Raw genomic sequence first — 26,805 nt, 5'->3', positions numbered from 1 at the left:
GTGCTGAGGCTATGCCGATTAAGGTTCAGAGCAATTTGCCGGCAATAAAGGTACTTGAGTCTGAGAATATTTTTGTTATGCCAAACGAAATAGCGATAAAGCAGGATATTCGTCCGCTTAAGATTATTATTTTAAACCTGATGCCGACAAAAATTACAACCGAAACCCAGCTTCTAAGACTTTTGGGCAACAGTCCTCTACAGGTTGACATTGAGCTTTTGCAGATGGCATCGCATACATCAAAAAACACCTCACCTCATCACCTGACTACTTTTTATAAAACCTTTGACCAAATAAAGAATGAAACCTTTGACGGTATGATAATCACGGGCGCACCGGTTGAACAGCTTGAGTTTGAAGATGTTGACTATTGGGAAGAGCTTTGCAAGATTATGGAATGGTCAAAGCACAATGTTTATTCCACACTCCACATTTGTTGGGGTGCGCAGGCGGGTTTGTATTATCATTACGGTATCCAAAAGCATAAACTTAAGGAAAAGTTAAGCGGTATTTATAATCATACGATTTTAGACCCGCATCATCCGCTTATGCGTGGCTTTGACGATACTTTCTGTATTCCTCATTCAAGGTATACGGGAGTAAGGGAAGATGATATACGCAGAAACAGTGCACTTGAAATCCTTGCAGTGTCAGAGCTTGCGGGAGTGGCTATAGTTACCAATAAATCCGGCAGACAGGTATTTGTAATGGGACACGCCGAGTATGACAGAGATACCCTTGCAAGCGAGTATTTTCGTGATGAGAACAAGGGAATCAATCCGAAAGTTCCGTACAATTACTTTCCAAATGACGATGCGTCGCTCACACCGCCAATGGTGTGGAGAAGTAACGCAACCTTGCTTTTCACAAATTGGCTTAACTATTATGTATATCAGGCAACACCGTACGATTTACAGGACTTGCTTGAAAAATATCCGCATTAAACTAAAAACCATGAGCAGTTCATTTTGGACTGCTCTTTTTGTATGCTTATAAATATCTGTTGACAAATACGAATAAATTGATATAATAGTATTAGTTAATTAGATAATTAACTAATTAACTAATACATAAAAGGGGTGATTTTTATGGGAGATGTATGGAAAGCTTTGGCTGACCCTACAAGGCGAAAAATACTTAAACTTTTAAAAAAGGATAGTTTAAATGCCGGAGAAATTGCTGCGGAATTTAATATGACCAAACCATCAATAAGTAATCATCTCAGTATTTTAAAGCAAGCTGACCTTGTGGAGTCGGAAAAAATCGGTCAAAATGTAATTTATTCGTTGAAAACAAGCGTATTGGAAGATATGTTAAAAATGTTGTCCGATTTAACAGGCAGAGAGGATAAATAATATGAAAAAATATATTTTGTTAATTATATCATTGATTAATATTGCTGTAACAGGTGTTTTTATTGCTTTTAATCCAAATGAAGAGTTGCCCTCACATTATAATGTTAATGGGATTGCAGATGCCTATTCATCAAAATGGATGCTTTTATTTATTCCGAGTATTCTTGTATTGTTTTCAATTATATATGCGATTTACGCAAAGGTTAAAGAAAATGATGAAAACTATAAGTCGTACCGAAAATATGCCGTAAGATGTATAGTATCAATTTTTGCTTTTTTGTTTTTATTTTTTTGGATGCTGATTGCACTGGTATTGCAAAATAAAGTAAATATAGATAATCTGTTTTTACCGTTAACTTGTATTTTTATGGGCTGTATGTTTGTTTATTTATTCAATTTAATGCCTAAAATAAAGCAAAATTCTTTGCTTGGCATACGAACAAACGCCACATTGAGCAGTAAATCCGTTTGGAAAAAAGTACATCGCTTTGCAGCTTATTTTGGAGTGATTTGTGGAATTGCAGTAATAATATTAGGCATAATTTCGTTATTCGTAATAAATATAAGTAATGTATTGTTCTTTATATCAATTATTATAGTATTGGTAAGCGCAATAGTTCCTGCAATATACGGAGAAATAATATATTCAAAGGAAAGAACATCAAATAATTACATAGAATAAACATTATAAAATCCCGATAAGGCAAAAAATTCACCTTATCGGGATTTTTACAATTTACAAGACAGTTGCAGAGCTAAACGCTCATTTTTTCTCGTATGAGGGCAAGAATTTTGCGTTCTCTGCGGCTGATCTGCACCTGCGTCATTGCAAGGCAGTCGGCGGTTTGTGATTGGGTTTTATTCTGAAAATAGCGCAGATGTATAATCTGTCTGTCACGCTCATCAAGTTCGGCAATTGCATCATTAAGGCTCAACCGTTCGGTGATTTCTTCTTGCGAATCGCTTACGGGTATGTCTATTCGGGAATTTCCCTCATCATCATAATCGGCATTAAGGGATAGGGGAGAAGAGCCGGCAGAAAGCGCCTCGCAAATCTTATCTTCACTTACATTCAAAGCCTGCGAAAGCTCGGTAACGCTCATTTCTCTGCCGTTGTTTTTTTCGTACTCGGTATTAAGTCTGCAAATTTTCATTGAAAGTTCCTTAAGAGTGCGACTAACCCGTACAGAACCTCCGTCACGAAATATACGCTTGATTTCTCCCAATATAACCGGTACGGCATAGGTAGAGAATTTTAGTCCACGGCTTTCGTCAAAACGCTCTACGGCTTTTGCAAGTCCCAAACAACCTGCCGAAAACAGTTCTTCGTATTCCACTCCTTTGCCTGTAAAATGCTTACAGCAGGAATGGACAAGTCCCATATGCTTTTGTGCGAGAGAGTTTTTATCCCCGATAATATCACCACGGCTTTCCGACATACCGTTTAACGACCTCTTGAAAGGAATCTGCCCGAAGAAATGACTTTTTCAAGCGTAACGACAGTGCCTTTGCCGACAGTGGATTTGACTTTTACTTTGTCGCAAAAGCTCTGCATAACCGCAAAGCCAAGACCTGCTCTGTCTTCTTCGGGAGCGGTGGTAAAGAGCGGTTCCATTGCCTTTTCAATGTCTGCAATGCCGCAGCCTTTGTCACGAATTTTTATTACTACTTTGTTGTTTTCGTAAATTTTTCCGTTTATGTAGACAGTTCCGCTTTCTCTGCGGTAGCCATGCACAATGCAATTTGTTACAGCCTCGGAAACTGCGGTTTTTATGTCTGAAAGTTCGGCAACGGTTGGATCAAGACCGATGACGAATGCAGAAACCGCACTTCGGGCAAAAGCCTCGTTACTGCTTTTTGACGGAAAGCTAAGGCTCATTTCGTTTATTAAATTCATCTCAGCACCCCCAATCCCTCAAGCCCGGAAAGAGCAAACAGCCTGTACATATTTTCGGGTATGTTAATTACCCTGACAGAACCTCCGAGCAATTTCATCTGGCGGTATCTTCCGAGTACAAGACCGATTCCTGAGCTGTCCATAAACGATACCCCGGAAAAGTCAAGGTTTAACAGCTTTGGCTTAATTGATTCACAGATTCCGTCAAGCTTTGTGCGTATTCTTGCGGCAGAGTCATGGTCAAGTTCACCCTCAATGAACGCTGTCAGCACATTGTTTTCAAATTTTGTTTTGAGCATTTTAAACATCCTTTTTACTGAAAATTCAGCTCGCTATTTTGCCTTATAAAGGCAAATAAAAACTCCATAACTATATAATAATAGATATGGAGTGAAAATTTTGTTTTATTATGTTGCAGATAAAATTATTTGTTAAGTGCGGTCAGATAATTATAAAAATCCTCAAAACTTCCGTTTTTGTATGATGAATAATCCTTATCATTACGGTTTATAATGCAGTCTGTAATAAGGAATGTGTCAAAACCGAGTTCGGCGGAGCACAAATCTTCGTCAACATCATTGCCGACCATAAGGCTTTCTTTTGGAGAAATGCCGCATTTTTCGCATAAATCTTTAAAATACAGAAGATTGGGTTTACAGCTTGACGAGTTGTCATAAACGGTAATATATTCAAAATCTTCGGGATTAAGTCCTGCCCATTCAAGTCTTTTATATGTAGCCGGCTTAGGGAAAATCGGGTTTGTTGCGGCAATTACTTTGTATCCGTTTTCTTTTGCAAAATCAACACATTTTTTTGCATAAGGATTAACGAAGGTTGCGGTCTTTGCGGCGACAAATTCATTATTATAATAATCGGTAAACATATCTTCGTATTTAATAAGGTCAACACCGCTTACTTTTGCGGCGGCTTTCCAAAACACATCTCTGTTAAGTGCGGAACCGTCATTTTTAGCCATGGCGCCAAGCCCTGCCATAATAGAATCGGTAAGCGCTTTCGGTTCGATTTTAAGTACAGGTATCATTTTTTCGCAGAGTGAACCGAAATAATATTTAACAAATTCGTGAACATCCATAGGTAAAAGTGTGCCGTCAACATCAAATAAAATATTTTTGTACATAGTCATACCTCCACAATAATTATACATTTTTTGTCAAATGATTGCAAGATTAAAAAAATTGTGTATAATAAAATTAGATTTTTAACTTATAAAAACGGAGGTAACAGTATGAAAATTGTATTGACGGACGCACAAACTGTTGTGGATAATCTTGTACCTGCCGACCGACTTTCACAGTTCGGAGAAGTGGTGCAGTACGGACTTCTCACATATGATGAGGTCGCAGAAAAGATTGCGGACGCAGATATGGTTATCTGCAACAAAACCCGACTTGACGAGGGTTCTTTAAAACTTGCAAAGAATTTAAAATATATCGGACTTTTTGCCACAGGATACAATAACATTGATATAGAATATTGCAGAAAGCACGGTATTACAGTCTGCAATGCAGGTTCGTATTCCACAAATGCCGTTGCACAGCATACTTTTGCATTAATTTTGGAGCATTACAGCAAGGTGCGTGAATATGCAAAATTTGTTGCCGACGGTCAATGGAAAAGGAGCAAGACTTTTTCGCCGTTTGTATATCCGCTAAACGAGCTTGCAGGAAAAACAATAGGTATTGTAGGATTTGGAAGTATCGGAAGTGCGGTTGCAAAAATTGCGCAGGCATTTGAAATGAAAGTCCTTGCGTATAATCGTTCCGAAAAACAGGCTGACGGAGTGGAGTTTGTAAGTTTTGACGAGTTGCTTGAAAGGAGCGACATTGTAACGGTTCATTGCCCGCTTAACAGCGATTCGGATAAAATGTTTGGCAAAGAGCAGTTTGCAAAAATGAAAAACAATGCATTGTTTGTGAATACCGCAAGGGGTGGAGTAATGGCAGAGAACGACCTTTACGATGCGTTGCAGAACGATATTATCGGCGGAGCGGCAGTAGATACCTTGGTTGTTGAGCCGATGGAGGAGGACTGTATTTTAATGCAGGCAAAGAATTGCATTATAACTCCTCACATCGCATGGGCGCCCGTTGAAACAAGGGAAAGATTGATGAATATTGTTGCAGACAATATCGGTTCATTTATAAACGGCACTCCTAAGAATGTTGTAAGTTGAGGTAATTATGGACGAAAGGCTTAAAAAGCAATTTGACTTTATAAAGGAAATTGACAATGAAAAATTCATACAGCGTCAGACATTGCTTACAGGCGGAGAGCGCAAGGAAAACGATGCCGAGCACGCATGGCATATGGCGCTTATGACCGTGCTTTTGAGTGAGTATGCCAACGAAAAAATAGATGTTTTAAAAACGGTTACAATGCTTTTACTGCACGATATTGTGGAGATTGACGCAGGGGATACCTATTGTTATGACGAAGAGGGCAAGAAAACTCAACACGAAAGGGAACAGAAAGCGGCAGACAGAATTTTCGGACTTTTGCCCGACGACCAGTGCGAAAAGCTGAAAAATCTTTGGATTGAATTTGAAAATGCCGAAACAGCCGAGGCAAAATTTGCCCATACTATGGACAATGTTCAGCCCGTAATGCTGAATGACGCAACAGACGGTAAGATGTGGGCAGAGAGAAAAATAAAATTAAGCCAGGTGCTTGGCAGGCAAAAGAACACCCCAAAAGGTTCTGAAATCTTAGCGGAATATTCTTACAACAATTTTATAAAGCCGAATGTCGAAAAAGGCAGATTAATTGACGATACACAAAAAGATAGCTGAAAACCCCGTTCTTATCAGCGCTTTTATAATTGAATTTTGTCGCTTGTTGTGATATAATTATAAGCGAAAAACTAATAAAAGGGCGATAATCGTGGAGAAAAATGTTAAAAAAGAAGCGTGGCTACACTTTTGTGTAAGCTCAATCGGCGGATTTATGGGTGCGTACGCAATCATAAATCATTGCGACCTGCTTGCCTCATCGCAAACATCAAATATGATACATATTGTACATAATTTGTTTGAGCCGGAACATTCTTTATTAATTTATATGGTGCTTGCCGCTTTGGTGTATGCTTGCGGTAATGTGACATATGTGTTGCTCCACAAATTTATAAAACTTGATACAAAAATAATAAGTCTTGGTTTGACATCGGTTGCTTTTATACTTGTAAGCGTGCTTAATTTTGTAGAAAATTCGTACCTTGCAATGCTGCCGCTGTTTTTTGCCGCTCCTATTCAATGGAACGCTTACGCAGGCGATGCGGGATACGGCAGTTCAACAATTTTTTCGACCAATAATATAAGACAAACGGTAACATCGCTTACATCTTATCTTATTGACGGCGACATAAAGATGAAACACAAAGCGCAGTTTTTCGGAATGACATTGCTTTTCTTCCATATAGGCGTTGCTCTTGCAAGCGTGGCTGAAATTTTTTGGGCAAGGGAGAGCATATGGTTAGGATTTTTACCGCTTGCAGTGTCAGCTGTGTGCTGTATGTGGTACAAAGAGGTAAAGGTATTTTCTTTCGGCAAAAAGTCGGAAGCTTTAGAATCCATTGTTGAGGAACAAGTTAATATTTAATTATAATAATCTATAAAAAAGCCTTGCAGGATTTCGCCTGCAAGGCTTTTGTCTATTTGTTCAAACTCACAAATATAAAGCTGTTCTGCGTAAGCGGAAAGTATTTGTGTACTTTGTCCACACCCACAACCTTTGACCCTTTAAAAAGATTAATTATACTTGCCATATAGTGTCATATCCTTTACTCAATTTTCTGATATTTTTGTTCATTATTTGTCAACAATTATGTAATAATATTATACTTAAAAAGTATAATTTAAGGGGAAGATTTATGAATAGAATTGCAATGTTGAGAAAAGAAAAAGGCTTAAGTCAGATTTCTCTTTCTTTAAAGCTCAATGTTTCTCAAAAAATGATTAGTGCTTACGAAAACGGAAAAAGTGAACCGAGCATTGCAACTCTTATGCAAATGGCAGACATTTTTAATACATCGGTTGATTACATTATCGGCTATACAAACATTCGTCAGCCGATAGATAAAACAGTGCAAATGTCTTTGAATGAGGACGAATGTGATTTGCTCGGCGGCTACAGAGAATTATCGCCAAAACAACAAAACATAGCTTTGGGAGTGATTTTAGGCTTGCTGAATTCCGAAAAAAATTAAGGTCATATCTGCTGTATTTGCAGATATGACCTGTTTTTTTAAATATGAAGAATTGTTGTTGCAATTCCAAAGTAAATTAAAAGTGATAAGGCGTCGCAAATTGTGGTGATGAGCGGTGATGCCATTACGGCAGGGTCAACACCGATTTTGTGTGCGACCATAGGCAAGAACGAACCTATGAGTTTTGCCATTATAATAGTTCCGATAAGTGTAAGCGAAACTACAAGTCCGATAAAAAGGGCGTTTTCTTTGCCGTTTAAATCGAATATCATCAATTTTATAAAATTTGCGGCGGCAAGTGTGACACCGCAAAGGATAGATACTCTAAACTCTTTCCACAATACCTTGACTGCATTGCAGAATTTGATTTCACCAAGCGACAGAGCACGGATAACCGATACCGAAGCCTGCGAACCGGCGTTACCGCCTGTACCTGTAATCATCGGAATAAATGACGAAAGCACGATTACGCTCGCAAGCGCAGATTCAAAATGAGAGATGATAGCACTTGTAAATGTGGCTGAAAGCATAAGTACAAGCAGCCACGGAATACGCTTTTTGTAAATTCCGAAAACACTTGTTTTCATATAAGGCTTATCGGAAGGCATTACGGCAGCCATTTTTTCAATATCCTCGGTTGCCTCTTCCTGCAAGACATCAATAGCATCGTCGATTGTTACAATGCCGACAAGTCTGTTTTCGGTATCTACAACGGGGAGCGCAAGAAAATTATAGTTAGAAAACATCTGCGCTACTTTCTCCTGGTCGTCAAGAGTGTTTACACAAATTACATTTTCTTCCATTATCTCCGAAACAATAACATCATCGTCAGATAAAAGCAGATCCTTTACGCTTGTAATACCAATAAGTTTTGAGTTGTCATCTGTAACATAACAAATGTAGATAGTTTCTTTATCTACACCTGTTCGTCTGATTCTTTTTATAGATTGCTCGGCTGTCATTTCGGGACGAAGTACAATGTACTCGGTTGTCATAATTGAGCCTGCACTGTCCTCGGGATATTTGAGCAGTTCGTTAACAGTTTTTCTTGTATCCTTGTCTGCTTGCTTTAAAATTCGCTTAACAACATTTGCGGGCATTTCCTCAACAAGGTCAACCACATCGTCAATAAAAAGCTCGTCAACAACTTCTTTAAGCTCTGTATCGCTGAATCCGTGAATCAAGAGCTTTTGAGTTTCGTCATCCATTTCCACAAATGTTTCGGCGGCAAGCTCTTTCGGCAAAATTCTGAAAAGCAGAGGAGTTTTTTCGTCCTGCAGCTCTTCAAATATAGTAGCAATATCGTATGGCTTAAGGGTGACAAGAATATCTCTTAGAGTGTTAAACTTTTTTTCTTCAAGCAGCACTCTGATAGTTTCGGTTATACCAACCTTAACTGTTTCCATCATCTTTCCTCCTTCAGCTGTTTAGGGAGTAAAGACGAGCACCATATTCAGTTTATATATTGAGCGACAAAAAATGAACGCAATAGCGGTCATTTCGTTTGTTGCAACTTCGCCCAGGTACTGCGCCTTTATTACCGTCTGCGTCCATTAATTTTTCACCCCAAATTCTTAAGATAATATTATCGGGATATAAACCCCATACATATTTATTTTAGTTTATTTTGTATTTGTTGTCAATGAATTTTTGAATAAATATTATAGCTTTTTTGTTATTGACGATAGACCTTAAATGTTGACATTTGATGTGCGAAATAGTATAATTTATGTGATAAATATGTGAAAACACAAATGTTTGTCTAAATTTTGAAAGGAGGATAACAAATGATTTGTCCTAATTGTAACAAAGAAATTAAAGATGGCAGTAAATTTTGCATTTTTTGTGGTGCAAATGTTCAATCACAGAGTAATGCCAGAAATGATGTACAAAACAATGTGCAGAGTGTTCAGCCGCAGGTAAATACTCCGCAGTATAATCAACCGCAGCAGAGTGTTTCGGCACAATCGCAAAACCCACAGTTTCAGCCTAATAATTTTCAGCCTGCAGGTGTTAATCAGGGAGTTTTCGTTCAACCTGCAATGCCTAAAAAGCCGATGAATAAAAAGTTGCTTTTTGGTATTATAGGCGGCGCTTGTGCGTTATTAATCATTATTATTGTATCCTTGGTTCTCGTTGCTAATCATAAAACTAAAATTAATCTTAGTGATTATATCAAAGTAAGTTATGACGGATACGACGCATACGGCACAGCTTCAGCAGAGTTTGATTACGATAAGTATTTAGATGATCTGATGAAGGCGTCATCTTCGTTTAAAAAAGCCTATAATTCGGATATGACATGTAAAAATCTCTATGATTCGGATATTACATGGAGTTCGATTGCCGATTATTATGATGCGGTAGATATTGACTACGATCTTGATAAAACAAGCGGTCTTTCAAACGGTGATACGGTAACGGTAAATTTTGAATATGACAATGATGCCGCCGCACAATACAAGATTGAGTATGTTTGCGAATCGAAAGAATATACTGTTGAGGGACTTAAAGAAACCAAGAAAATAGACCCATTTGAGGGTGTTACAGTTGAATTTTCAGGTACATCACCAAATGTATATGCCAAAGTAGTAAACAATTCAAAAGACGAGGTATATGAGCACATTTATTATGACCTTAGCAAAAGCTACGATATAAAAATCGGCGATACAATTACTGTTACAGTAAGCAATGACCCGGAGTATTTTGTTGAGGATTACGGTTGTGTATTTACTTCAACCACAAAGGACTTTAAGTGTACCGCTGTTGATCAATATGTATCAAAGACGGCAGATATTAAAGAGGATACGCTTAATGCTATGAAAAAGCAGACCGAAGATGTTATCAATGCATATTTTGCAGGTGAAAATAAGTATATCGGTGTGTCTGATTTGAAATTTGAAGGTACATACTTCCTTTATACAAAAGATGAAAACGGCTGGAACTGGGACGGCAATAACCAGATTTACATTATCTACAGCGGTAAGGTAAAGAGCGTTGAGGATAAAAAGGCGTTTGACGAAACCACTGTTTATTTCCCTGTCAGATTTAAAGACATTATGCAGTATGCTGACGGAACACAGAATGTTGACTTGAACAATACCTCCATTTCAGGTGAAACCAATCTTGAGTATCATTACAGAAATGTTGACGGTTATACCAACAAGGGCGATATGTACAAAGAACTTGTCGAGTCACAGAAAGCTGATTATACCGAGGAAATCACCGATGGACTTAAGTAATTGAGAAAAAATATAAAACGAGGCTTACCGCAAGCCTCGTTTTTTAATGCAAAACAACAAATATTGCATAGCTTATTGATTTTTTATGAATTTTAGTTATAATAGAATGAGTGTTACAATATATTATTACGGAGGTTATTATGAACGGTTTGGTTAAAAAATATTTACCCTATGGTGTGGTAATTCTTTTGGTTTATATGCTCGTGCCGATTATCTTTATTTCAAAATCTTTGCAGGGATTTTCGACAGTGGCATATTATTTTATTTTCCCGGCAACTGCAATAGTGTGCGCCGCAATGTATTGTTCAAAGTACGGAATGGACTTTTTGTTTACACTTATAGCTCCTGTCGTATTCATTCCGAGTATGCTTATTTATAACGGCGGTTTCCACCTTACAAACATAATTCTTTTGGTTGCTTACCTTATTTCGGGTATTTTCGGCTTGTTTGTCGGCGATATTGCTTTTGGCGATAAGCGTAAAAAAGCAGAGGCAGAGGCAGAGGCGGAAGCAGAGGAAAGATTGCTTGCGGCTAAGCGCAGAAACGAAGAATTTGTAAATGAAAAGGCTGCCGAGGCAGAAGCACCGAAAGCTGTAGAAACAACATACGATTTAAATGATGATGACGATGATTTTGATTACAGTAAATACGCTTCCACCGATAAGGTAACCGATGAAAGCGAAATCGATGATATATTAAATGAATTTGGTTCTTCAAAAAATAATTAAATGCAATAGAGATTAGTATCCCATGCAGGAATGTACGGATGATGCCGCAAATATATTTTGTATTCAGGATTTATTCCCGAAATCAAAAGCGGCAGTCTGAAAATATCTTCAAATCTGTGATACGCTGAAAAGTTGAGCTTTGGCTTAAACATTTTCAGCGTATTTTTCATGCCCAAAATTGTTTCAAAGTCAGCGCCCTCAACATCTGCTTTTACATATGTTGCCGCCCGCCCGCACAAAATTGTATCAACGGCGGCAACAGGAGTTTTTGTGTTGCTTTCGTTTACTATGGCACTGTTGCGGCCTGCCTTGTTGTTAAAACAAAGAGTGGTGTTGTGACTGTACGCACCGAGCTGCCAGAGTTCAAGATTTTTCATTTCCGAGCAATGCGCCTGTAATTTACTGTAGTTTTTTGCATTCGGTTCAAGTGCGGTAATAAATTTGTATTTGCCGTTTGTGTAATGCAAAAATTCGTCTACAGTATCTCCGTTGTATGCGCCGAGGTCAACATAGGTTTCGTTTTCACCGAGCGACAGGAGAGAGAAAGCCTCGTCTTTATCGGTTGTAATTCCGTCAAGCAGAGAGAGTTCTCCTGTTTTGTAAAATTCAATAATATTGTCAAAAACTTTTACTGATAAATCATCTGCAAGCAAATTTCGGGCACTTGTTATGCTTTCTTTATTTTTTTCTGCAAATTCTTCGTCAAAAAGAATATCGCCGAATGCAGGAACACTTGGAACAACGACCTTATGCTTTTTGGCAATTTCAAAAATATTTTGCATAACATCGGGCAGTTGAGTGGCAAAGCAAAGTGCAATTATAAAATCTGAATACTCATTTTCAAAGTCACTTAGCTTTTTTACCGTGAATTCATGAAAACTCTGACCTCTTACAAAATCATCGCTTGCCATAACTCCGCTTGCGGTTATTCCGTATTTTTTAAAAGCGGACAGAACTTTGTCTGCGCCGTCACCCATTCCGTAAAGAATAATCGGTAAATCGGAATTTTTAAGATAATTCCATATATAATCTTTATTGATTTCCATTGTTTCACCTACAACAAAGCCACCGCAAAAAACGGTGGCTGAATTTTTATAATTAATAATGAGCAATTATACATTGAATCTGAAAAGAACTACATCTCCGTCTTTCATAACATATTCTTTGCCCTCGCTGCGAACAAGACCTTTTTCTTTTGCTGCCGACATACTTCCGCAAGCAATGAGGTCGTCATAAGCAATTACTTCGGCACGAATAAATCCACGCTCAAAGTCGGTGTGAATCTTACCTGCCGCCTGCGGTGCTTTTGTACCTTTTTTGATTGTCCAGGCTCTTACCTCCTGTTTGCCGGCTGTAAGGTAAGAAATAAGACCGAGAAGTGAGTAGCACTCGCTGATAAGTCTGTCAAGACCGCTCTGTTCAAGTCCCATATCGGAAAGGAAAAGTTCTTTTTCTTCTTTATCCATCTCTACGATTTCAGCCTCAATTTCAGCGCAGATAGGGAGAACGCCTGCTTTTTCTTCGGCGGCAATTTTCTGAACAGCCTTGTAACCCTCGTTAGAATCAAGACCGTTTGAAAAATCATCTTCGCTCATATTTGCGGCATAAATTACAGGCTTGGTTGTGAGCAATGCAACATCAGAAAGCAAAAGAGCCTCGTCTTCGTTACACTCAACACTTCTTGCGGGTTTGCCTGCCTCGAGTGTCTCAAGCACACGCTTGTAGAAATCAATATCTTTCTGATATTTTTTGTCGCCCTTAAGCATTTTCTGCGTTCTGTCGATTTTACGCTCAAGCATTTCTACATCCGATAAAATAAGCTCAAGGTTGATTGTTTCAATATCTCTTGCAGGGTCAATAGAACCCTCAACATGAATGATGTCATCGTTTTCAAAACAACGAACAACATGAACGATAGCGTCACACTCACGAATATTTGAAAGGAACTTGTTGCCAAGGCCCTCACCCTTTGACGCACCTTTTACAAGACCTGCAATATCAACAAATTCGATTGATGCGGGGGTATATTTGTCCGGGTCATACATTTCCGCAAGCTTGTCAAGACGTTTGTCCGGAACAGCTACAACGCCTACATTCGGCTCGATTGTACAGAACGGATAGTTTGCGCTTTGAGCACCTGCATTTGTGATTGCGTTAAAAAGTGTGCTTTTACCGACATTCGGTAAACCTACAATGCCTAATTTCATTATCTTTTACTCCTCAAAATTGATTGGCATACTTGCCTAATCAATATTTTTATTGTATCATAATAATAAGTATATCACAATTTTTCGTGATAGACAACAGGGAAAGGTGATTATTATGGAAGAAAAAACTCTCACTAAAACAATAAAAGTAGAAGAAGAGCAGCTTGCGGTGTCTATGGGCAGCGGCGGACTTGCCGTACTTGCTACTCCCGCAGTGGTTGCTCTTATGGAAAATGCGGCTTTTGAACTGTGCGAAGAAATTTTAAATAATGACGAACTTACAACAGTAGGTACAGCAATTTCTATAGAACACACAAGTCCTACTCCTCTCGGCGCAGAGATTTCCGCTACAGCCGTATTAAAAGAAAATGACGGCAGATTCTTTAATTTTGAGGTAAGCGCAAGTGACGCAAAAGGAATTATTGCAAAGGGAACTCACACAAGAGTGAGTGTAAAGGCTGAAAAATTCCAGAAAAAGGCGGATGAAAAGTTTAATGGTTAAGCACGATTACATACTTTTTGACCTTGACGGCACTATCAGTAAAAGTGCCGACGGTATAAAATATTCTCTCGAAAATGCAATAAAACAAATGGGAAAACCCGTGCCCGATCTTAGCGATTACACATTGTATATAGGTCCGCCGTTAATTGATACATTTTTGAATATCTGCCACTTTTCTCAAGAGGAAAGTCTGCATGGCGTAGAGGTTTACAGAGATATTTATAATACAAAAGGTAAATTTGTAAACAAAGCTTATGACGGAATTGAAGAACTGCTTAAAAAAATCAAAGCTGACGGAAAGAAGATTGCGGTTTGTTCGTCTAAATATGAATTGTTTGCCAAAGAGATTATTGAAATTCTCGGACTTTCACAGTATTTTGACGCAGTGTGCGGTTCTACGCTTGACGGCAGCCGAAAAGATAAAAAAGATTTAATTCCGTATGCACTTAATTCTCTCGGTACAAGTCTTGAAAAAGACAGGGAAAACGCTGTGATTATCGGCGATACCTACTTTGATACCAAAGGCGCTGTTCAGACGGGGATTGATTTTGTCGGCGCAAGCTACGGCTACGGCGATATTGAACAGATGAAGAAAGAGGGCGGAAAGGTTTTTGCCGACACTCCTCTTGAAATTTATAATCTTATTTAATGCAATTTGCGCACACAGCTTTCATATACATATAAAGTATATGGAGGTTTTGAAATGTTTGTTTTACGATTTAAAAAGAAACGATTTATTGTAGCATTAATTGTTGTTTTGGCAGTGATTACCGTATTTATAATTCTTATAAACGCAGATTTCACACATGTAGAAGATTATGCGGAATTTAATTCTGAAAACTATTCGCTAAAGGCTGACAGCAGTGATGACAGAATAAAATTTTTTCAACAGTTGGGAATAAATGCGGTTGACGAATCGGTTGACGAGGTAATTATTCCGCAGGATTTTAACAGCGTATATGAAAAGTATAACGAAATTCAGAAAAAATCCGTATTTGATTTGAGCAATTATGCGGGTAAGCCCGCAAAACGCTATACATACAGTATTGATGACGGAAAAAAGGCTGTTATACTCGTTTATAAAAACCGAATTATCGGCGGTCACATAACAAGCGGCGTATACGGAGAAGATTATCTGCCTTTGTTTTAGGCAGAAAGGAAGGTAAAATGGACAGACTTGATAAAATTTTGGTTTCTCAAAATGTCGGCAGTCGCAAAGAAGTACAAAAACTTATAAAAGACGGTGCAGTATGCGTAAACGGAGAATGTATCAAACAGCCGCAACACAAAGTAGATGCTGTGGCTGATGACATTACCGTCGGCGGACAACCTCTTTTGTACAGCAAATATGTTTATATAATGATGAACAAACCTGCCGGAGTTCTATCCGCAAGCAACGATAAAAGAGCGGAAACCGTAATAGACCTTTTGCCTGAGGAGTTTCAGCGCCCCGGCTTATTCCCGGCAGGCAGATTGGACAAGGATACCGAGGGACTTCTTATTATTACAAATGACGGGGAATTTGCGCACAATATGCTTTCGCCGAAAAAACATGTCGAGAAAAAGTACATAGCACAGCTTGACGGTGAAATTACCGAAGAAATGATAAGTGATTTTGAAAACGGTATTGTATTTGCCGACGGAACACGCTGTATGCCGGCAAAACTTGAAATTTCCGGCGAAAATCCGGATAAAAAGACCGCAATTGTAACGATTTGCGAGGGTAAATTCCACCAGGTAAAGAAAATGTTTGCGGTATGTGGAAAAAATGTTGTGCACCTTAAACGAATATCAATCGGCGATTTGTATTTGGATAGCAATTTACATATAGGAGAGACTAAAATGTTATCAGAATTAGACAAAATGTCAATCTTTATGGGCAATATGCACTAAAATCAGGCAGTATTTTTTAACTAGTCGCTGAATTAAATAAAATAATGACTAAAATTTTAGTCAAAATCAGTATAGTAAAAAAACAGCAAAAGTGATATATTATTAACTGTAATAAAGCAAAACAGTATTTTCTTTGATATAGATTTTCGGTTTTTTGCTTCATCGGATTATTGGAGGTTTATAAAAATGGCAAATGTATCTTTAAGACACATCTATAAAATCTATGACGGTGGCGTTACAGCCGTAACAGATTTTAACCTTGAAATTGCAGACAAGGAATTTATTATTCTCGTTGGACCGTCAGGTTGCGGTAAGTCAACTACACTTCGTATGATCGCAGGTCTTGAGGATATCTCAAAGGGTGAACTTTACATCGGCGATATGCTCGCTAACGATGTTGCACCTAAGGACAGAGATATTGCAATGGTATTCCAGAACTATGCTCTTTATCCGCATATGACTGTATATGATAATATGGCTTTCGGTCTTAAGCTCCGTAAAACTCCTAAGGACGAGATTAAGAGAAGAGTAGAAGAGGCAGCTCGTATCCTCGGTATTGAGCAGTATCTCGACAGAAAGCCAAAGGCTCTTTCAGGTGGTCAGAGACAGCGTGTTGCTCTTGGTCGTGCTATCGTTCGTGACCCTAAGGTATTCTTACTTGACGAGCCGCTTTCTAACCTTGACGCTAAGCTCCGTGCTCAGATGAGAACAGAGATTTCTAAGCTTTATCAGAGACTCGGTACAACATTCATCTATGTAACTCATGACCAGACAGAGGCTATGACAATGGGTACAAGAATTGTTGTTATGAAGGACGGCTTCATTCAGCAGGTTGATACTCCACAGCATCTCTATGACAAGCCATGCAATATGTTCGTAGCAGGCTTTATCGGTTCACCGCAGATGAACTTTATCGACGCTACACTTAAGAAGGTTGGTTCAGAGTATGCACTTTGCTTTGACAAGTATCAGATTATCGTTCCTTCAGAGAAAACTAAGGGCGGCGTGCTTGATCCATATGTAGGCAAGGAAGTTGTATTTGGTATTCGTCCTGAGCATGTTCACGATGAGCCTGAGTTCCTTGCTAAGTGCGCAAGCGACAACGGCGTTGTTGATTGTAATGTTGATGTTACAGAGCTTATGGGTGCTGAGATTTACCTTTATGTAAATATCGGCGGTATCCCTGTAACTGCAAGAGTTGAGCCTACTTCAACCGCTAAGCCGGGTGACAGCATTAAGGCTGCATTTGAGCTTGATAAGATCCACATCTTTGATAAAGAAACAGAGCGTACAATTATTAACTGATTTTAATATGTACTTATTTAAGGCGGAGCGCATTGTGCTCCGCCTTAGTTTGCTTTTAGAATTCTTGTTCTTTATCAAAATTGAGATAAATTATGGTTTAGCGGAGTGTCGGTCGGGCATTGAAAATTAGCTAACGCTAAATTATCAGCAAAAGAACAAAAAAGTTTACTCAATTTTTTCAAAAATTGCGGGTATGGGCAGCGCCCATAAAAATCTTCCGATATAACAATTTATCAGGCGCAAACAACCACGCTGTTTGCTTGCTTGCACATAGTTTGAAAAACAGGCGACAGCCTTTTGTAAAAGAAATAATTAACTTTTCATTATATATCGAATGTCTTTCTTGTTGCTATCGCATTTTTAAAGGCTAACGCCGTTGCGCTCAAGCCGCCAAACAGCGAGCTGTTTGGCTATTGTTAAATTGCGTAAGCGGAAAGTATTTGTGGGCTTTGCCCACACCCACGACCTTTGAAAAGGTCGACCAAACTTTTATAATTACTTGCCGAAACAATTTGCTAAACCATAATTTTCACGACTTCTGATGAAAAACGGTTTTTTTATGGCAAATTACTAAAAAGCAAAGGTTAAATTTGTTTAATATTGTTATCAATTTTGTAACCTTTTGCCGATTATGCAAAATCTATAAAAAAAATAAAGAAATTTGAAAATAGAGGTTGATTTTTTTCTCGTTTTTGTGTAATATGTATATAAGAGATATATTGTATTTTAAATATATTAATTCATTAGGCTCTTATTATAAGAATTTTTGCTGAAAAGGCTTGTTTTGCAAAAATTACAGGTGTTATGCATTTTGTATATGTTTGCAGCTAAGGTCAAAGCAAAATACAGCCTGAATAATATGCTTACAATTATATGAATATTTGCTTAGAAAAAGAGGTAAATAAAATGTCAAACAGATTATTCCAGGGTATTGTTCACCAGATGAAAGATGCAATTGACAGAACAATAGGCGTTATTGACGAAACTTCTGTTGTTATAGCTTGTTCAGAGCTTGGCAAAATCGGTGAGGTAAACGAAAGCGTAAATTCAGAAACCTTAAGTTCAACAGCTCCTTTTGTAATCAACGGCTATACATATAAGTCATTTGGCAGCAACGCTAAGTATGATTACGCTGTATTTGTACAGGGTACAGATGAGTATGCTCAGAAGTACGCACAGCTACTTTCTGTTTCTTTTGCAAGCATTAAGCAGTATTATGACGAGAAATATGACCGTTCAAACTTTATTAAGAATGTAATTCTCGACAACATTCTTCCGGGCGATATCTATCTTAAGGCAAGAGAACTTCACTTTAACAGCGAAGTTTCAAGAGTTTGTCTTCTTATCAAAATCGTTTCAAAAACAGATGTTTCTGCATACGATATTATTCAGAATCTTTTCCCGGACAAGTCAAAGGACTTTGTTATCAATATTAATGAGTACGAAATTGCACTCGTAAAAGAGATTAAGGCGGATACAGAGAGCCGTGACCTTGAAAAGCTTGCAAGCTCTATTTCAGACACACTTTCAAGTGAATTCTACACCCACTGCGTTGTAGGTATAGGTACAACGGTAACAGGTATTAAGGACCTTGCCCGTTCATTTAAAGAAGCACAGAGCGCACTTGAGGTTGCAAAGGTATTTGATACAGAGCGTACAATAGTAAGCTATGATAACCTCGGTATTGCCCGTCTTATTTATCAGCTTCCCACAACTCTTTGTGAAATGTTCTTAAAGGAAGTTTTCAAGCGTGGTTCAATCGAGAGCCTCGACCAGGAAACACTCTTTACTATTCAGCGTTTCTTTGAAAACAACCTCAATGTTTCTGAAACATCAAGAAAACTTTTTGTTCACAGAAATACACTTGTTTACAGACTTGAAAAAATTAAGAAACTTACAGGTCTTGACCTTCGTGAATTTGAGGACGCTATCGTATTTAAGGTAGCTCTTATGGTTAAAAAATACCTTAACGCAAGTCCTGCAAAGTATTGATTGAGTGAATTTAATATGGCTCTGCACTGCCGATTTTTCGGTAGTGCAGGCCATTTTGACTTTTTAGAATTAACTTGTCAAAATATTACAAAATATTGTATTATATAACGCAAAATATACAGAATAAGTGTGTATTTTGTAATAAAGGTGAAATTTATGATAGATTTTAACAATGTATCTAAAACCTATCCGAATGGCACTCATGCGCTTTATGATGTTTCTATACATATAGACAAGGGCGAGTTTGCTTTTATAGTAGGTGCGTCCGGAGCAGGTAAAAGTACGTTTTTAAAACTGATTATGCACGAGGAAAGTCCGTCGTCAGGTGAAATAATCGTGAATAATCTTAATATAACAAAAATGCGTCGCAGAAAAGTTCCGTATCTTCGTCGTCATATGGGTATTGTATTTCAGGACTTCAGACTGATAGATAAGATGAATGTCTTTGACAATGTAGCTTTTGCAATGAGAGCAATCGGAGCGAGCGCATCATCAATTAAAAAACGAGTTCCGTACATTCTTGAGCTTGTCGGACTAAAAAATAAAATGAAAAACAAGCCAAGTGAGCTTTCGGGCGGTGAGCAGCAGCGTGTCAGCCTTGCAAGAGCATTGGTAAATAATCCTGAAATTATCATTGCCGATGAGCCGACAGGTAATGTTGACCCTGAAATGTCACATGATATTATTCAACTTTTGAGTGAAATTAACGATATGGGTACAACTGTACTTGTTGTTACTCACGAACACGAACTTGTAAGACAGTTTAACAAGCGTGTAATTGTAATTGACCACGGCAGAGTAAAGAGCGACACTAAAAATCCCGAAGCTGCACTTGCATATGATGCGCAGTATGAGGATATTGACGAAATTATTGAGGGTATTGCCCTTAACAAAGAAACAAAAGAAAACTTTGTTGACAATGATGTCGTTCCAGACTAAAAAGAAAGGAACATAATATGAGTGGCTTTGGCTATTTAATAAGAGAAGGTTTCAGAAGTATATGGAGCAACCGAATTATGAGTATTGCTTCGATATGCGTTCTTGTAAGCTGTCTTGTGCTTACAGGTGCGGCTGAACTTATTTCGGTAAACATAGAAAAGGAAGTTGACTCTGTGGGAAAAACCAATGAAACAACCGTTTACATCAAGGACGGAGCATCTGACCTTGAGGCGGTTTACATTGGCAAAAACCTTGAGAAACTTGATAATATTACCTCTGTAAGATTTTACCCGAAGGAAGATGCAATCAACGAATTTAAAGATTCACTTCCGGAAGCTGTATTTGAAAATGTAAACGGCGACAACAACCCGTTGCCCGATGCATATATAATTGCAATGGACGATTTGTCAAAGTACGACCAAACTATTGACGCAATTTTAAAGGTTGACGGTGTTGATTCTATCAACAACCGCAGTGAGCTTGCGAGAAAACTTACCGATATAAGCAATCTTGTAAGCTACATAAGTCTTGCGATAGTTGTTGCACTTACGATTATTTCTCTGTTTATCATTGCAAATACAATCAGAACAACAATGTATTCAAGACGATTTGAGATAAGTATTATGAAGTCTGTCGGCGCAACCAATGCTTTTGTTCGACTGCCGTTTGTAGTCGAGGGTATGGTTCTCGGTTTTATTTCAGCCATTATCGGTACAGGCGTACTTTATGTGGTATATGAAGGCGTAATGTCGGCAGTAAATTCATTTGTAAAAATTTCCACTATTCCGTTCTCGGATGTTTATCTGCAGGTTGGCGGTATATTTATTGTTGCAGGTGTGGTTATCGGTGCATTCGGCAGCTTTATTTCAATGCGTAAGTATCTGAAGATGGAAGGAAACGAAATTCTCGGCTGGTAATAACAAAGGAGTATATTTAATGCGAATTTCTAAAAAAAGATTCAAAGCAGTGCTTTGTGCAATTCTCAGTATGTGTATTTTTGCATATTCGGCTTATCCTGTATTTGCTGAGGAGCAGGCTGCACAAGAGGCATCAACTGAGCAAACTCAGGCAACCACAATTGACCCGAACGATATAGACGCACTTGAGAACAGAAGACAGGAACTTCAGGCTCAGAGCGATAAATATCAGCAAATTCTTGAAAAAACAAAAGAAAATATTGCAGATCAGGAAGAATATGTTAAGGCGCTTGTAAGCAAGGTGCAGGTTCTCGATGATAAAATCGAACTCAGCCATCAGAGCATTAATGAGCTTAACGGCAAAATTCAGGACAAGCAGACAGCTATTGATAACGCTAATAAGAGCATTGAAAATCAGATGAATACTCTCCGCAACAGACTCAGAAATATTTATATGGCAGGCAATACAACTGACCTTGAAATTATTTTCGGAGCAAAGAGCTTTTCTGATTTTCTTGATAAAATGGAGCTTGTAGAGGCACTCTCTGATTACGATAATAATCTTATCAATTCAATTAAGGGCGACCTTGAGAATATTTCTAAAGAAAAGGCAGAACTTGAAAAGGATATGGATTCACTCGAGGCAGAAGAGGCAAGCCTTGAAAGCGACCAGCAGGAGCTTAACAAAATTCTTGAAGAGAATAAAGAACTTTTGGCAGGACTTTATAAGACAAGCGATAAGGCGACAAGCGAAATCCAGAACGGCGCACTTGAAAGTGATGATATAGAAAAGGCTATTTCTAATTATTACGCTGAAAAGGCAAGACTTGAGGCAGAGCGTGCCGAGCAGGAAAGAAATAATAATTCAAACAGCGGTGGCTCATCAAGCGGCACTGTTCACGATGACCTTGAGGTTTCACCGTCAGGTTTTGTATGGCCGTGCCCGGGCTATTACTATCTTACTTCCGAATGGAACGAGGACAGAGGCTCTTATAACCACGGTGCAATTGATATAGCAGACGCAGGAATTATGGGAGCGGATGTTGTTGCCGCAAAAGAAGGCGTAGTAATTGATTCTTACAACGGTTGTTATCACAACTGGGGTAAAGACGGTTCATGCGGTTGCGGCGGCGGTTACGGCAACTATGTTATGATTGCTCATGACGGCGGTAAGATGACTGTTTACGGTCATCTCTCCACAACTATGGTTTATACGGGTCAGCATGTATATCAGGGACAGGTTATCGGCTTTGTAGGTTCAACCGGTCACTCCACAGGTGCGCATCTCCACTTTGAAACAAGACTTAACGGTGTTAAGTACAATCCTATGACAGAATTTCAGTCATAATTAATAATTAAAATTAATCCCTTTGCATATACTTTATAAAAAGTTATGCGGAGGGATTTTTTATGCTTACGGCACTGACTGTTAAAAAGCACGAACGAAGAAAAGGAATGAAAGGTTTAGTTGACAGACTTAAGCGTGACAGAGCGGTAGTACAGGTGAAAAGAGCAAGAGGTGTGTACCTTAAACAAATTACATACATTTCATACGGAAGAAAACCGAGATTTGAAAAACTCGAAAAAATAATCGGCGACAGTAAAAACAGAATAATCTGTTCGCCTAAAATAGATTTCCACGATGAGTGTGGTTTTCGCAGATTTGAAAATTCGGATTTCACGGCAAGACTTTGTACCAATCTTGCAATATGCCTGCTTTCTATGTGTGATTTTGCGGAAAAATTAAAAATCGGCATATATGATCCCGACGGCAGGGACAGTGAATTTTTAAAGTATGTGATGAAATATTCCTCTGATGTTACCGTTGTTACAAATTCTCCCGATGTATATTACGATGAAAACGAACTGATAATGGAGAATATGGGAGCTTGCGCAACTGTTACAAAACGAACGGAGGAGCTTGAACTCTGTCAACTCATAATTGCTCCACGCACAATAGAAAATACTTTTTCGTCAAATGACAAAACATTGATATTGACAAACGGCAGACCGAAAGCGGAGGTTTTAGGCGAGATTTACTATAAGTATTACTTTAAAATGCCTAACGGCTTTGACAGAATAAAGCCGCAGGAGATTGAAACGGAGTATTTTTGTTCTGCATTGTATTCACTCGGAAGACAGTACAGTTTAGGCTCGATAGTGCCGACAATGTGCAGTAATTTTTCAACAAGTCAAACTGTAAAATCCTTATATGCGCAGTTTGAAAAAATAAACAAAACCGATGAATAGAGGAGGCTTGCCTCACTTTTTCCGTATATGTGTTTTGCTGCCAATATTTTGGATTTTGCTTGACATTGGCATTAAAAAATTTTATAATTAAAAAGTATGTAAGAATTCTACAGATTTCATTTTTCTGATTGAAAGGACGATGTATAATGGCAGCAAAACAAATTATGCTTACAGCAGAAGACGTTAAAAAATACGAGGAAGAACTCGAATTCTTAAAAACCGAAAAGCGAAAAGAAATTGCGGAAAAAATCAAGGTTGCCCGTTCATACGGTGACCTTTCGGAGAACAGTGAATATGATGACGCCAAAAACGAGCAGGCTATGCTTGAGGCTCGTATTGCTACTGTTGAGGTTACTCTTAAAAATGCCGTTATCATTGATGAGAGCAACACTTCAAACGAGCATGTTCACCTTACTTCTGTTGTAAAGGTTGAGTATGTTTCAAACGGCAGACAGGTATCTTTCAAAATCTTAGGTTCAGGTTCAAACGGAATTAACCCGAGAGAGGGCGTTATTTCTGATGAATCACCAATCGGTAAAGCTCTTATGGAGAGAAGCGTAGGCGATGTAGTTGAGGTTGAAACTCCTGCCGGCGTTCAGGGACTTAAGATTTTAGAGATTTCAAAGTAAGCAGTGTTGAAAGGAAATATAAATAATGAGTGAGAAGAATCAGTCACAGAATACTGAAAATCTCGGTGAGCTTTTAAAGATTCGCCGTGAAAAGCTTGCGGCTTTACAGGAGGCAGGCAAGAATCCGTTTGAAATAACAAAGTACGATGTTACACACCACAGTTCAGATGTTAAAGAAAGCTTTGAAGAGCTTGAGGGCAAGTCGGTTTCTTTGGCAGGCAGAATTATGTCAAAGCGTGTTATGGGTAAGGCTTCTTTCTGCCATATTCAGGACTTAAAGGGCACAATTCAGGTTTATGTGGCAAGAGATAATATCGGCGAAGACAGCTACAAAGATTTTAAAAAATACGATATAGGCGACATCGTTGGCATCAGCGGCGAAGTATTTAAGACAAAGACTGGCGAGATTTCAATTCACGCAACTTCTGTAACACTTCTTTCAAAGAGCCTCCAGATTCTCCCCGAAAAATACCACGGCCTTACAAATACAGATACCCGTTACAGACAGCGTTATGTTGACCTCATTATGAACGAAGAGGTTAAGGATACATTTGTAAAGCGTTCAAAAATAATCAAAGAAATCCGTAACTTCCTTGATGAAAGAGGATTTATGGAAGTTGAAACCCCTATGCTTGTTGCAAATGCAGGCGGTGCGGCAGCAAGACCGTTTGAAACTCATTACAATGCACTTGACGAAGATGTAAAACTTCGTATTTCTCTTGAACTTTACCTTAAAAGACTTATTGTCGGCGGTCTTGAGAAAGTTTACGAAATCGGACGAGTATTTCGTAATGAGGGTGTAGACACAAGACACAACCCTGAATTTACACTTATGGAACTTTATCAGGCATACACCGATTACTACGGTATGATGGACCTTACAGAGAGTATGTTTAAATATCTCGCAGAAAAGGTATGCGGCAGTTCTGTAATAACATATAACGGCATTGAAATTGATTTTGGTAAGCCTTTTGAGAGAATTACAATGGTTGACTGCATTAAAAAATATGCGGGAATTGACTTTGACGAAGTAAAGACAGACGAAGAGGCTAAGGCTCTTGCAAGAGAGAAGAACATTGAATTTGAAGAGCGCCATACAAAGGGCGATATCGTAAACCTTTTCTTTGAAGAGTTCTGCGAAAAGAATCTTATCCAGCCTACATTTGTTATGGATCATCCGCTTGCTATTTCTCCTCTTACAAAGAAAAAGCCTGATGACCCTGAAAAGGTAGAGAGATTTGAGCTCTTTATCAATACTTGGGAAATGTGTAACGCTTACTCCGAGCTTAACGACCCTATCGACCAGAGAGAAAGATTTGCTAAGCAGGAAGAGGCTTTTGCAAACGGTGACGAAGAGGCAAACCACACAGACGAGGACTTCCTCAATGCGCTTTCTATCGGTATGCCACCGACAGGCGGTATCGGATACGGCATTGACAGACTAGTTATGCTCCTCACAGATTCACCTGCAATCAGAGATGTATTGTTGTTCCCGACAATGAAATCTTTAGACAGCGACAATAAAAAGTCTGCTGAAAAAGCACCCGAGGTTAAGGAAGAAGTAAAAGAAGAGGTTATCGATTTCTCTAAGGTTGAAATCGAGCCTATGTTCAAAGACTTTGTAGATTTTGACTCATTCAGCAAGTGTGATTTCCGTGCGGTAAAGGTAAAGGCTTGCGAGGCTGTTAAGAAATCAAAGAAACTCTTACAGTTTACTCTTGACGACGGAACAGGCACAGACCGCACAATTTTAAGCGGTATTCACGCTTATTATGAGCCGGAAGAGTTAGTCGGCAAGACACTTGTGGCAATCACAAATCTTCCACCGAGAGCAATGATGGGTATTGACTCTTGCGGTATGCTCCTTTCCGCTGTTCATACAGAAGATGGCGAAGAAAAGCTCCACCTCTTAATGGTAGATAACCATATTCCGGCAGGTGCAAAGCTCTATTAAGATGATGTAAAGATGTACCGTTTAACCAAATAAAAGAGATGTACTTCAAATGCTGAAAATCGCATAATTTTCAGAAAGAAAAAGATAAATCGGGATTTGTGGAGGAATGAAGATGTGTTTGGATGAATTAAGAAGTAATATAGCAATTAAGCAGAAAAAAGGATTGCCGTTTATATGTGCCTCTATAATTATATGGTTATTGATACTAATTGTAATATTGTTGGACTTGCCACAAAATACAGAGAATTTGCTTGTGCTTTGTTGCTCATGCCCGTTATTACCGATTTCTTGGACGATTGGTAAAATATTAAAGGTTGATATCTTTGATAAAAGCAATCCGCTCGGTAATGTAGGATTTCTATTTACCTGTAATCAGTTTTTGTATTTATTGATTGTAATGTGGGTATTTAATGCTGTACCCGATAAAATGGTAATGGTCTATGCAATGGTATTTGGTGCACATTTATTGCCATATTCGTGGTTATATAAGTCGATAAGCTATCGGATATTCGCAATTATCATCCCTGTTTTATCACTTGTTATAGGGTGTATTTTTTCTGCACTTTTTATTGCACTCACGCTTATCTTGGTTGAATGTATATTTGCTGCTGCTTTGTTTGCAGAGTTGGGCAGATTCACTAACAAGTAAACATCAACTTCAAGTTTACCAAGCTCTTTGAGAGAGGATAAATCCTTTTCTCAAAGTGCTTGTGAAATATAAAATATTATGTTAAGATACATAGTATAACGAGTGGGCAATTCCAATCGGGATT

Annotated in this window: 29 protein-coding genes; 22 read left to right on the top strand and 7 right to left on the bottom strand. The window is 38.5% G+C overall.

Going from position 1 to position 26,805, the window contains the following annotated elements; translation table 11 throughout:
* Window positions 1–11: 11 nt before the first annotated feature.
* From metA to I2E21_RS10165, 3 genes are all read left to right on the top strand, one after another.
* Window positions 12–944, top strand: coding sequence for a homoserine O-succinyltransferase (gene metA, locus I2E21_RS10175; protein ID WP_186935720.1), 933 nt, complete (start codon window positions 12–14; stop codon window positions 942–944).
* A gap of 144 nt (window positions 945–1,088) precedes the next feature.
* Window positions 1,089–1,355: an autorepressor SdpR family transcription factor gene (locus I2E21_RS10170; RefSeq protein ID WP_195411247.1), complete on the top strand. Its 267-nt coding sequence runs from the start codon at window positions 1,089–1,091 to the stop codon at window positions 1,353–1,355.
* A gap of 1 nt (window position 1,356) precedes the next feature.
* Window positions 1,357–2,037 carry an SdpI family protein gene (locus I2E21_RS10165; RefSeq protein WP_195411246.1) on the top strand — a complete coding sequence of 227 codons (681 nt, stop codon included), beginning with the start codon at window positions 1,357–1,359 and terminating at the stop codon, window positions 2,035–2,037.
* Between the two features lie 73 nt (window positions 2,038–2,110).
* Here I2E21_RS10165 and I2E21_RS10160 read toward each other — a convergent pair whose 3' ends face one another.
* From I2E21_RS10160 to I2E21_RS10145, 4 genes are all read right to left on the bottom strand, one after another.
* Entirely contained in the window at window positions 2,111–2,794 is a 684-nt protein-coding gene (locus I2E21_RS10160) for a sigma-70 family RNA polymerase sigma factor (RefSeq protein WP_195411245.1), read from the bottom strand.
* A 5-nt stretch (window positions 2,795–2,799) separates the two neighbouring features.
* On the bottom strand, window positions 2,800–3,252 hold the full coding sequence (gene spoIIAB, locus I2E21_RS10155; protein ID WP_195411244.1) for an anti-sigma F factor: 453 nt from the start codon (window positions 3,250–3,252) through the stop codon (window positions 2,800–2,802).
* Complete coding sequence (locus I2E21_RS10150) at window positions 3,249–3,551, bottom strand: anti-sigma factor antagonist (protein WP_022234395.1); 303 nt, start codon at window positions 3,549–3,551, stop codon at window positions 3,249–3,251. The genes spoIIAB and I2E21_RS10150 overlap by 4 nt, the downstream gene beginning before the upstream one ends.
* Before the next feature lie 125 nt (window positions 3,552–3,676).
* The gene (locus I2E21_RS10145; protein ID WP_195411243.1) at window positions 3,677–4,390 is read right to left on the bottom strand and encodes an HAD family hydrolase; all 714 of its coding nucleotides are present in this window, start codon (window positions 4,388–4,390) and stop codon (window positions 3,677–3,679) included.
* A 108-nt stretch (window positions 4,391–4,498) separates the two neighbouring features.
* Here I2E21_RS10145 and I2E21_RS10140 point away from each other — a divergent pair, with 108 nt between their 5' ends.
* The 4 genes from I2E21_RS10140 (at window position 4,499) to I2E21_RS10125 (ending at window position 7,474) form a co-directional block, all read left to right on the top strand.
* Entirely contained in the window at window positions 4,499–5,446 is a 948-nt protein-coding gene (locus I2E21_RS10140; RefSeq protein ID WP_195411242.1) for a D-2-hydroxyacid dehydrogenase, read from the top strand.
* A 7-nt stretch (window positions 5,447–5,453) separates the two neighbouring features.
* Window positions 5,454–6,062 (top strand): HD domain-containing protein, encoded by a 609-nt coding sequence (locus tag I2E21_RS10135; protein ID WP_195411241.1) that lies wholly within the window; start codon window positions 5,454–5,456, stop codon window positions 6,060–6,062.
* A gap of 91 nt (window positions 6,063–6,153) precedes the next feature.
* Window positions 6,154–6,867, top strand: a complete 714-nt coding sequence (locus tag I2E21_RS10130; RefSeq protein ID WP_186935727.1) for a YoaK family protein — start codon at window positions 6,154–6,156, stop codon at window positions 6,865–6,867.
* A 271-nt stretch (window positions 6,868–7,138) separates the two neighbouring features.
* Entirely contained in the window at window positions 7,139–7,474 is a 336-nt protein-coding gene (locus I2E21_RS10125; RefSeq protein WP_195411240.1) for a helix-turn-helix transcriptional regulator, read from the top strand.
* 38 nt (window positions 7,475–7,512) lie between these two features.
* Here I2E21_RS10125 and mgtE read toward each other — a convergent pair whose 3' ends face one another.
* Window positions 7,513–8,880 carry a magnesium transporter gene (gene mgtE, locus I2E21_RS10120; RefSeq protein WP_186935956.1) on the bottom strand — a complete coding sequence of 456 codons (1,368 nt, stop codon included), beginning with the start codon at window positions 8,878–8,880 and terminating at the stop codon, window positions 7,513–7,515.
* Window positions 8,881–9,261: 381 nt separating this feature from the next.
* Between mgtE and I2E21_RS10115 the strand changes: the two genes are divergently transcribed.
* The gene (locus tag I2E21_RS10115) at window positions 9,262–10,716 is read left to right on the top strand and encodes a zinc ribbon domain-containing protein (protein ID WP_195411239.1); all 1,455 of its coding nucleotides are present in this window, start codon (window positions 9,262–9,264) and stop codon (window positions 10,714–10,716) included.
* A 140-nt stretch (window positions 10,717–10,856) separates the two neighbouring features.
* On the top strand, window positions 10,857–11,444 hold the full coding sequence (locus I2E21_RS10110; RefSeq protein WP_195411238.1) for a hypothetical protein: 588 nt from the start codon (window positions 10,857–10,859) through the stop codon (window positions 11,442–11,444).
* Here I2E21_RS10110 and I2E21_RS10105 read toward each other — a convergent pair.
* Complete coding sequence (locus I2E21_RS10105; protein ID WP_195411237.1) at window positions 11,441–12,490, bottom strand: FkbM family methyltransferase; 1,050 nt, start codon at window positions 12,488–12,490, stop codon at window positions 11,441–11,443. The genes I2E21_RS10110 and I2E21_RS10105 overlap by 4 nt on opposite strands.
* Before the next feature lie 66 nt (window positions 12,491–12,556).
* A complete protein-coding gene (ychF, locus tag I2E21_RS10100; RefSeq protein WP_022234385.1) occupies window positions 12,557–13,651 on the bottom strand; it encodes a redox-regulated ATPase YchF in 1,095 nt (364 codons plus the stop codon).
* A 115-nt stretch (window positions 13,652–13,766) separates the two neighbouring features.
* Between ychF and I2E21_RS10095 the strand changes: the two genes are divergently transcribed.
* The 13 genes from I2E21_RS10095 (at window position 13,767) to I2E21_RS10035 (ending at window position 26,681) form a co-directional block, all read left to right on the top strand.
* The gene (locus I2E21_RS10095) at window positions 13,767–14,153 is read left to right on the top strand and encodes a thioesterase superfamily (RefSeq protein WP_022234384.1); all 387 of its coding nucleotides are present in this window, start codon (window positions 13,767–13,769) and stop codon (window positions 14,151–14,153) included.
* Window positions 14,146–14,802 (top strand): HAD hydrolase-like protein, encoded by a 657-nt coding sequence (locus tag I2E21_RS10090; protein ID WP_207735337.1) that lies wholly within the window; start codon window positions 14,146–14,148, stop codon window positions 14,800–14,802. Before I2E21_RS10095 ends, I2E21_RS10090 begins: the two co-directional genes overlap by 8 nt.
* A gap of 54 nt (window positions 14,803–14,856) precedes the next feature.
* On the top strand, window positions 14,857–15,303 hold the full coding sequence (locus I2E21_RS10085; RefSeq protein WP_186935733.1) for a DUF4830 domain-containing protein: 447 nt from the start codon (window positions 14,857–14,859) through the stop codon (window positions 15,301–15,303).
* A 17-nt stretch (window positions 15,304–15,320) separates the two neighbouring features.
* On the top strand, window positions 15,321–16,046 hold the full coding sequence (locus tag I2E21_RS10080; RefSeq protein ID WP_195411235.1) for a pseudouridine synthase: 726 nt from the start codon (window positions 15,321–15,323) through the stop codon (window positions 16,044–16,046).
* 186 nt (window positions 16,047–16,232) lie between these two features.
* Window positions 16,233–17,351: a sn-glycerol-3-phosphate ABC transporter ATP-binding protein UgpC gene (ugpC, locus tag I2E21_RS10075; RefSeq protein ID WP_022234380.1), complete on the top strand. Its 1,119-nt coding sequence runs from the start codon at window positions 16,233–16,235 to the stop codon at window positions 17,349–17,351.
* A gap of 906 nt (window positions 17,352–18,257) precedes the next feature.
* Entirely contained in the window at window positions 18,258–19,343 is a 1,086-nt protein-coding gene (locus I2E21_RS10070) for a helix-turn-helix domain-containing protein (protein WP_022234379.1), read from the top strand.
* A gap of 156 nt (window positions 19,344–19,499) precedes the next feature.
* Window positions 19,500–20,282 carry a cell division ATP-binding protein FtsE gene (gene ftsE / locus I2E21_RS10065; RefSeq protein ID WP_022234378.1) on the top strand — a complete coding sequence of 261 codons (783 nt, stop codon included), beginning with the start codon at window positions 19,500–19,502 and terminating at the stop codon, window positions 20,280–20,282.
* 17 nt (window positions 20,283–20,299) lie between these two features.
* On the top strand, window positions 20,300–21,199 hold the full coding sequence (ftsX, locus tag I2E21_RS10060; protein ID WP_022234377.1) for a permease-like cell division protein FtsX: 900 nt from the start codon (window positions 20,300–20,302) through the stop codon (window positions 21,197–21,199).
* Between the two features lie 19 nt (window positions 21,200–21,218).
* Entirely contained in the window at window positions 21,219–22,547 is a 1,329-nt protein-coding gene (locus I2E21_RS10055) for a M23 family metallopeptidase (protein WP_195411234.1), read from the top strand.
* A 62-nt stretch (window positions 22,548–22,609) separates the two neighbouring features.
* A complete protein-coding gene (locus I2E21_RS10050; protein WP_195411233.1) occupies window positions 22,610–23,449 on the top strand; it encodes a hypothetical protein in 840 nt (279 codons plus the stop codon).
* Window positions 23,450–23,595: 146 nt separating this feature from the next.
* Window positions 23,596–24,078 (top strand): transcription elongation factor GreA, encoded by a 483-nt coding sequence (gene greA / locus I2E21_RS10045; protein WP_186935739.1) that lies wholly within the window; start codon window positions 23,596–23,598, stop codon window positions 24,076–24,078.
* A 25-nt stretch (window positions 24,079–24,103) separates the two neighbouring features.
* Entirely contained in the window at window positions 24,104–26,032 is a 1,929-nt protein-coding gene (lysS, locus tag I2E21_RS10040; protein WP_195411232.1) for a lysine--tRNA ligase, read from the top strand.
* Between the two features lie 112 nt (window positions 26,033–26,144).
* Window positions 26,145–26,681, top strand: coding sequence for a hypothetical protein (locus I2E21_RS10035; protein WP_195411231.1), 537 nt, complete (start codon window positions 26,145–26,147; stop codon window positions 26,679–26,681).
* Window positions 26,682–26,805: the final 124 nt, after the last annotated feature.

The sequence above is a fragment of the Ruminococcus sp. BSD2780120874_150323_B10 genome, assembly GCF_015553695.1.
Taxonomy (GTDB): domain Bacteria; phylum Bacillota; class Clostridia; order Oscillospirales; family Acutalibacteraceae; genus Ruminococcoides; species Ruminococcoides intestinale_A.
Note: the sequence above shows the minus strand (reverse complement) of the source record. Positions and strands in the feature narration are given on the sequence as shown.

Excerpts from the sequence above, each read along its gene's own strand:
- I2E21_RS10160 (WP_195411245.1), bottom strand. The coding sequence starts at position 2,794 with ATGTCGGAAAGCCGTGGTGATATTATCGGGGATAAAAACTCTCTCGCA.
- I2E21_RS10080 (WP_195411235.1), top strand. The coding sequence starts at position 15,321 with ATGGACAGACTTGATAAAATTTTGGTTTCTCAAAATGTCGGCAGTCGC.
- I2E21_RS10135 (WP_195411241.1), top strand. The coding sequence starts at position 5,454 with ATGGACGAAAGGCTTAAAAAGCAATTTGACTTTATAAAGGAAATTGAC.
- I2E21_RS10150 (WP_022234395.1), bottom strand. The coding sequence starts at position 3,551 with ATGCTCAAAACAAAATTTGAAAACAATGTGCTGACAGCGTTCATTGAG.
- greA (WP_186935739.1), top strand. The coding sequence starts at position 23,596 with ATGGCAGCAAAACAAATTATGCTTACAGCAGAAGACGTTAAAAAATAC.
- I2E21_RS10145 (WP_195411243.1), bottom strand. The coding sequence starts at position 4,390 with ATGTACAAAAATATTTTATTTGATGTTGACGGCACACTTTTACCTATG.
- ftsE (WP_022234378.1), top strand. The coding sequence starts at position 19,500 with ATGATAGATTTTAACAATGTATCTAAAACCTATCCGAATGGCACTCAT.
- I2E21_RS10140 (WP_195411242.1), top strand. The coding sequence starts at position 4,499 with ATGAAAATTGTATTGACGGACGCACAAACTGTTGTGGATAATCTTGTA.
- I2E21_RS10085 (WP_186935733.1), top strand. The coding sequence starts at position 14,857 with ATGTTTGTTTTACGATTTAAAAAGAAACGATTTATTGTAGCATTAATT.
- I2E21_RS10070 (WP_022234379.1), top strand. The coding sequence starts at position 18,258 with ATGTCAAACAGATTATTCCAGGGTATTGTTCACCAGATGAAAGATGCA.
- I2E21_RS10165 (WP_195411246.1), top strand. The coding sequence starts at position 1,357 with ATGAAAAAATATATTTTGTTAATTATATCATTGATTAATATTGCTGTA.
- I2E21_RS10050 (WP_195411233.1), top strand. The coding sequence starts at position 22,610 with ATGCTTACGGCACTGACTGTTAAAAAGCACGAACGAAGAAAAGGAATG.
- I2E21_RS10055 (WP_195411234.1), top strand. The coding sequence starts at position 21,219 with ATGCGAATTTCTAAAAAAAGATTCAAAGCAGTGCTTTGTGCAATTCTC.
- ugpC (WP_022234380.1), top strand. The coding sequence starts at position 16,233 with ATGGCAAATGTATCTTTAAGACACATCTATAAAATCTATGACGGTGGC.
- I2E21_RS10105 (WP_195411237.1), bottom strand. The coding sequence starts at position 12,490 with ATGGAAATCAATAAAGATTATATATGGAATTATCTTAAAAATTCCGAT.
- ychF (WP_022234385.1), bottom strand. The coding sequence starts at position 13,651 with ATGAAATTAGGCATTGTAGGTTTACCGAATGTCGGTAAAAGCACACTT.
- ftsX (WP_022234377.1), top strand. The coding sequence starts at position 20,300 with ATGAGTGGCTTTGGCTATTTAATAAGAGAAGGTTTCAGAAGTATATGG.
- metA (WP_186935720.1), top strand. The coding sequence starts at position 12 with ATGCCGATTAAGGTTCAGAGCAATTTGCCGGCAATAAAGGTACTTGAG.
- I2E21_RS10035 (WP_195411231.1), top strand. The coding sequence starts at position 26,145 with ATGTGTTTGGATGAATTAAGAAGTAATATAGCAATTAAGCAGAAAAAA.
- I2E21_RS10125 (WP_195411240.1), top strand. The coding sequence starts at position 7,139 with ATGAATAGAATTGCAATGTTGAGAAAAGAAAAAGGCTTAAGTCAGATT.
- spoIIAB (WP_195411244.1), bottom strand. The coding sequence starts at position 3,252 with ATGAATTTAATAAACGAAATGAGCCTTAGCTTTCCGTCAAAAAGCAGT.
- I2E21_RS10110 (WP_195411238.1), top strand. The coding sequence starts at position 10,857 with ATGAACGGTTTGGTTAAAAAATATTTACCCTATGGTGTGGTAATTCTT.
- I2E21_RS10095 (WP_022234384.1), top strand. The coding sequence starts at position 13,767 with ATGGAAGAAAAAACTCTCACTAAAACAATAAAAGTAGAAGAAGAGCAG.
- I2E21_RS10115 (WP_195411239.1), top strand. The coding sequence starts at position 9,262 with ATGATTTGTCCTAATTGTAACAAAGAAATTAAAGATGGCAGTAAATTT.
- lysS (WP_195411232.1), top strand. The coding sequence starts at position 24,104 with ATGAGTGAGAAGAATCAGTCACAGAATACTGAAAATCTCGGTGAGCTT.
- I2E21_RS10170 (WP_195411247.1), top strand. The coding sequence starts at position 1,089 with ATGGGAGATGTATGGAAAGCTTTGGCTGACCCTACAAGGCGAAAAATA.
- I2E21_RS10090 (WP_207735337.1), top strand. The coding sequence starts at position 14,146 with ATGGTTAAGCACGATTACATACTTTTTGACCTTGACGGCACTATCAGT.
- mgtE (WP_186935956.1), bottom strand. The coding sequence starts at position 8,880 with ATGGAAACAGTTAAGGTTGGTATAACCGAAACTATCAGAGTGCTGCTT.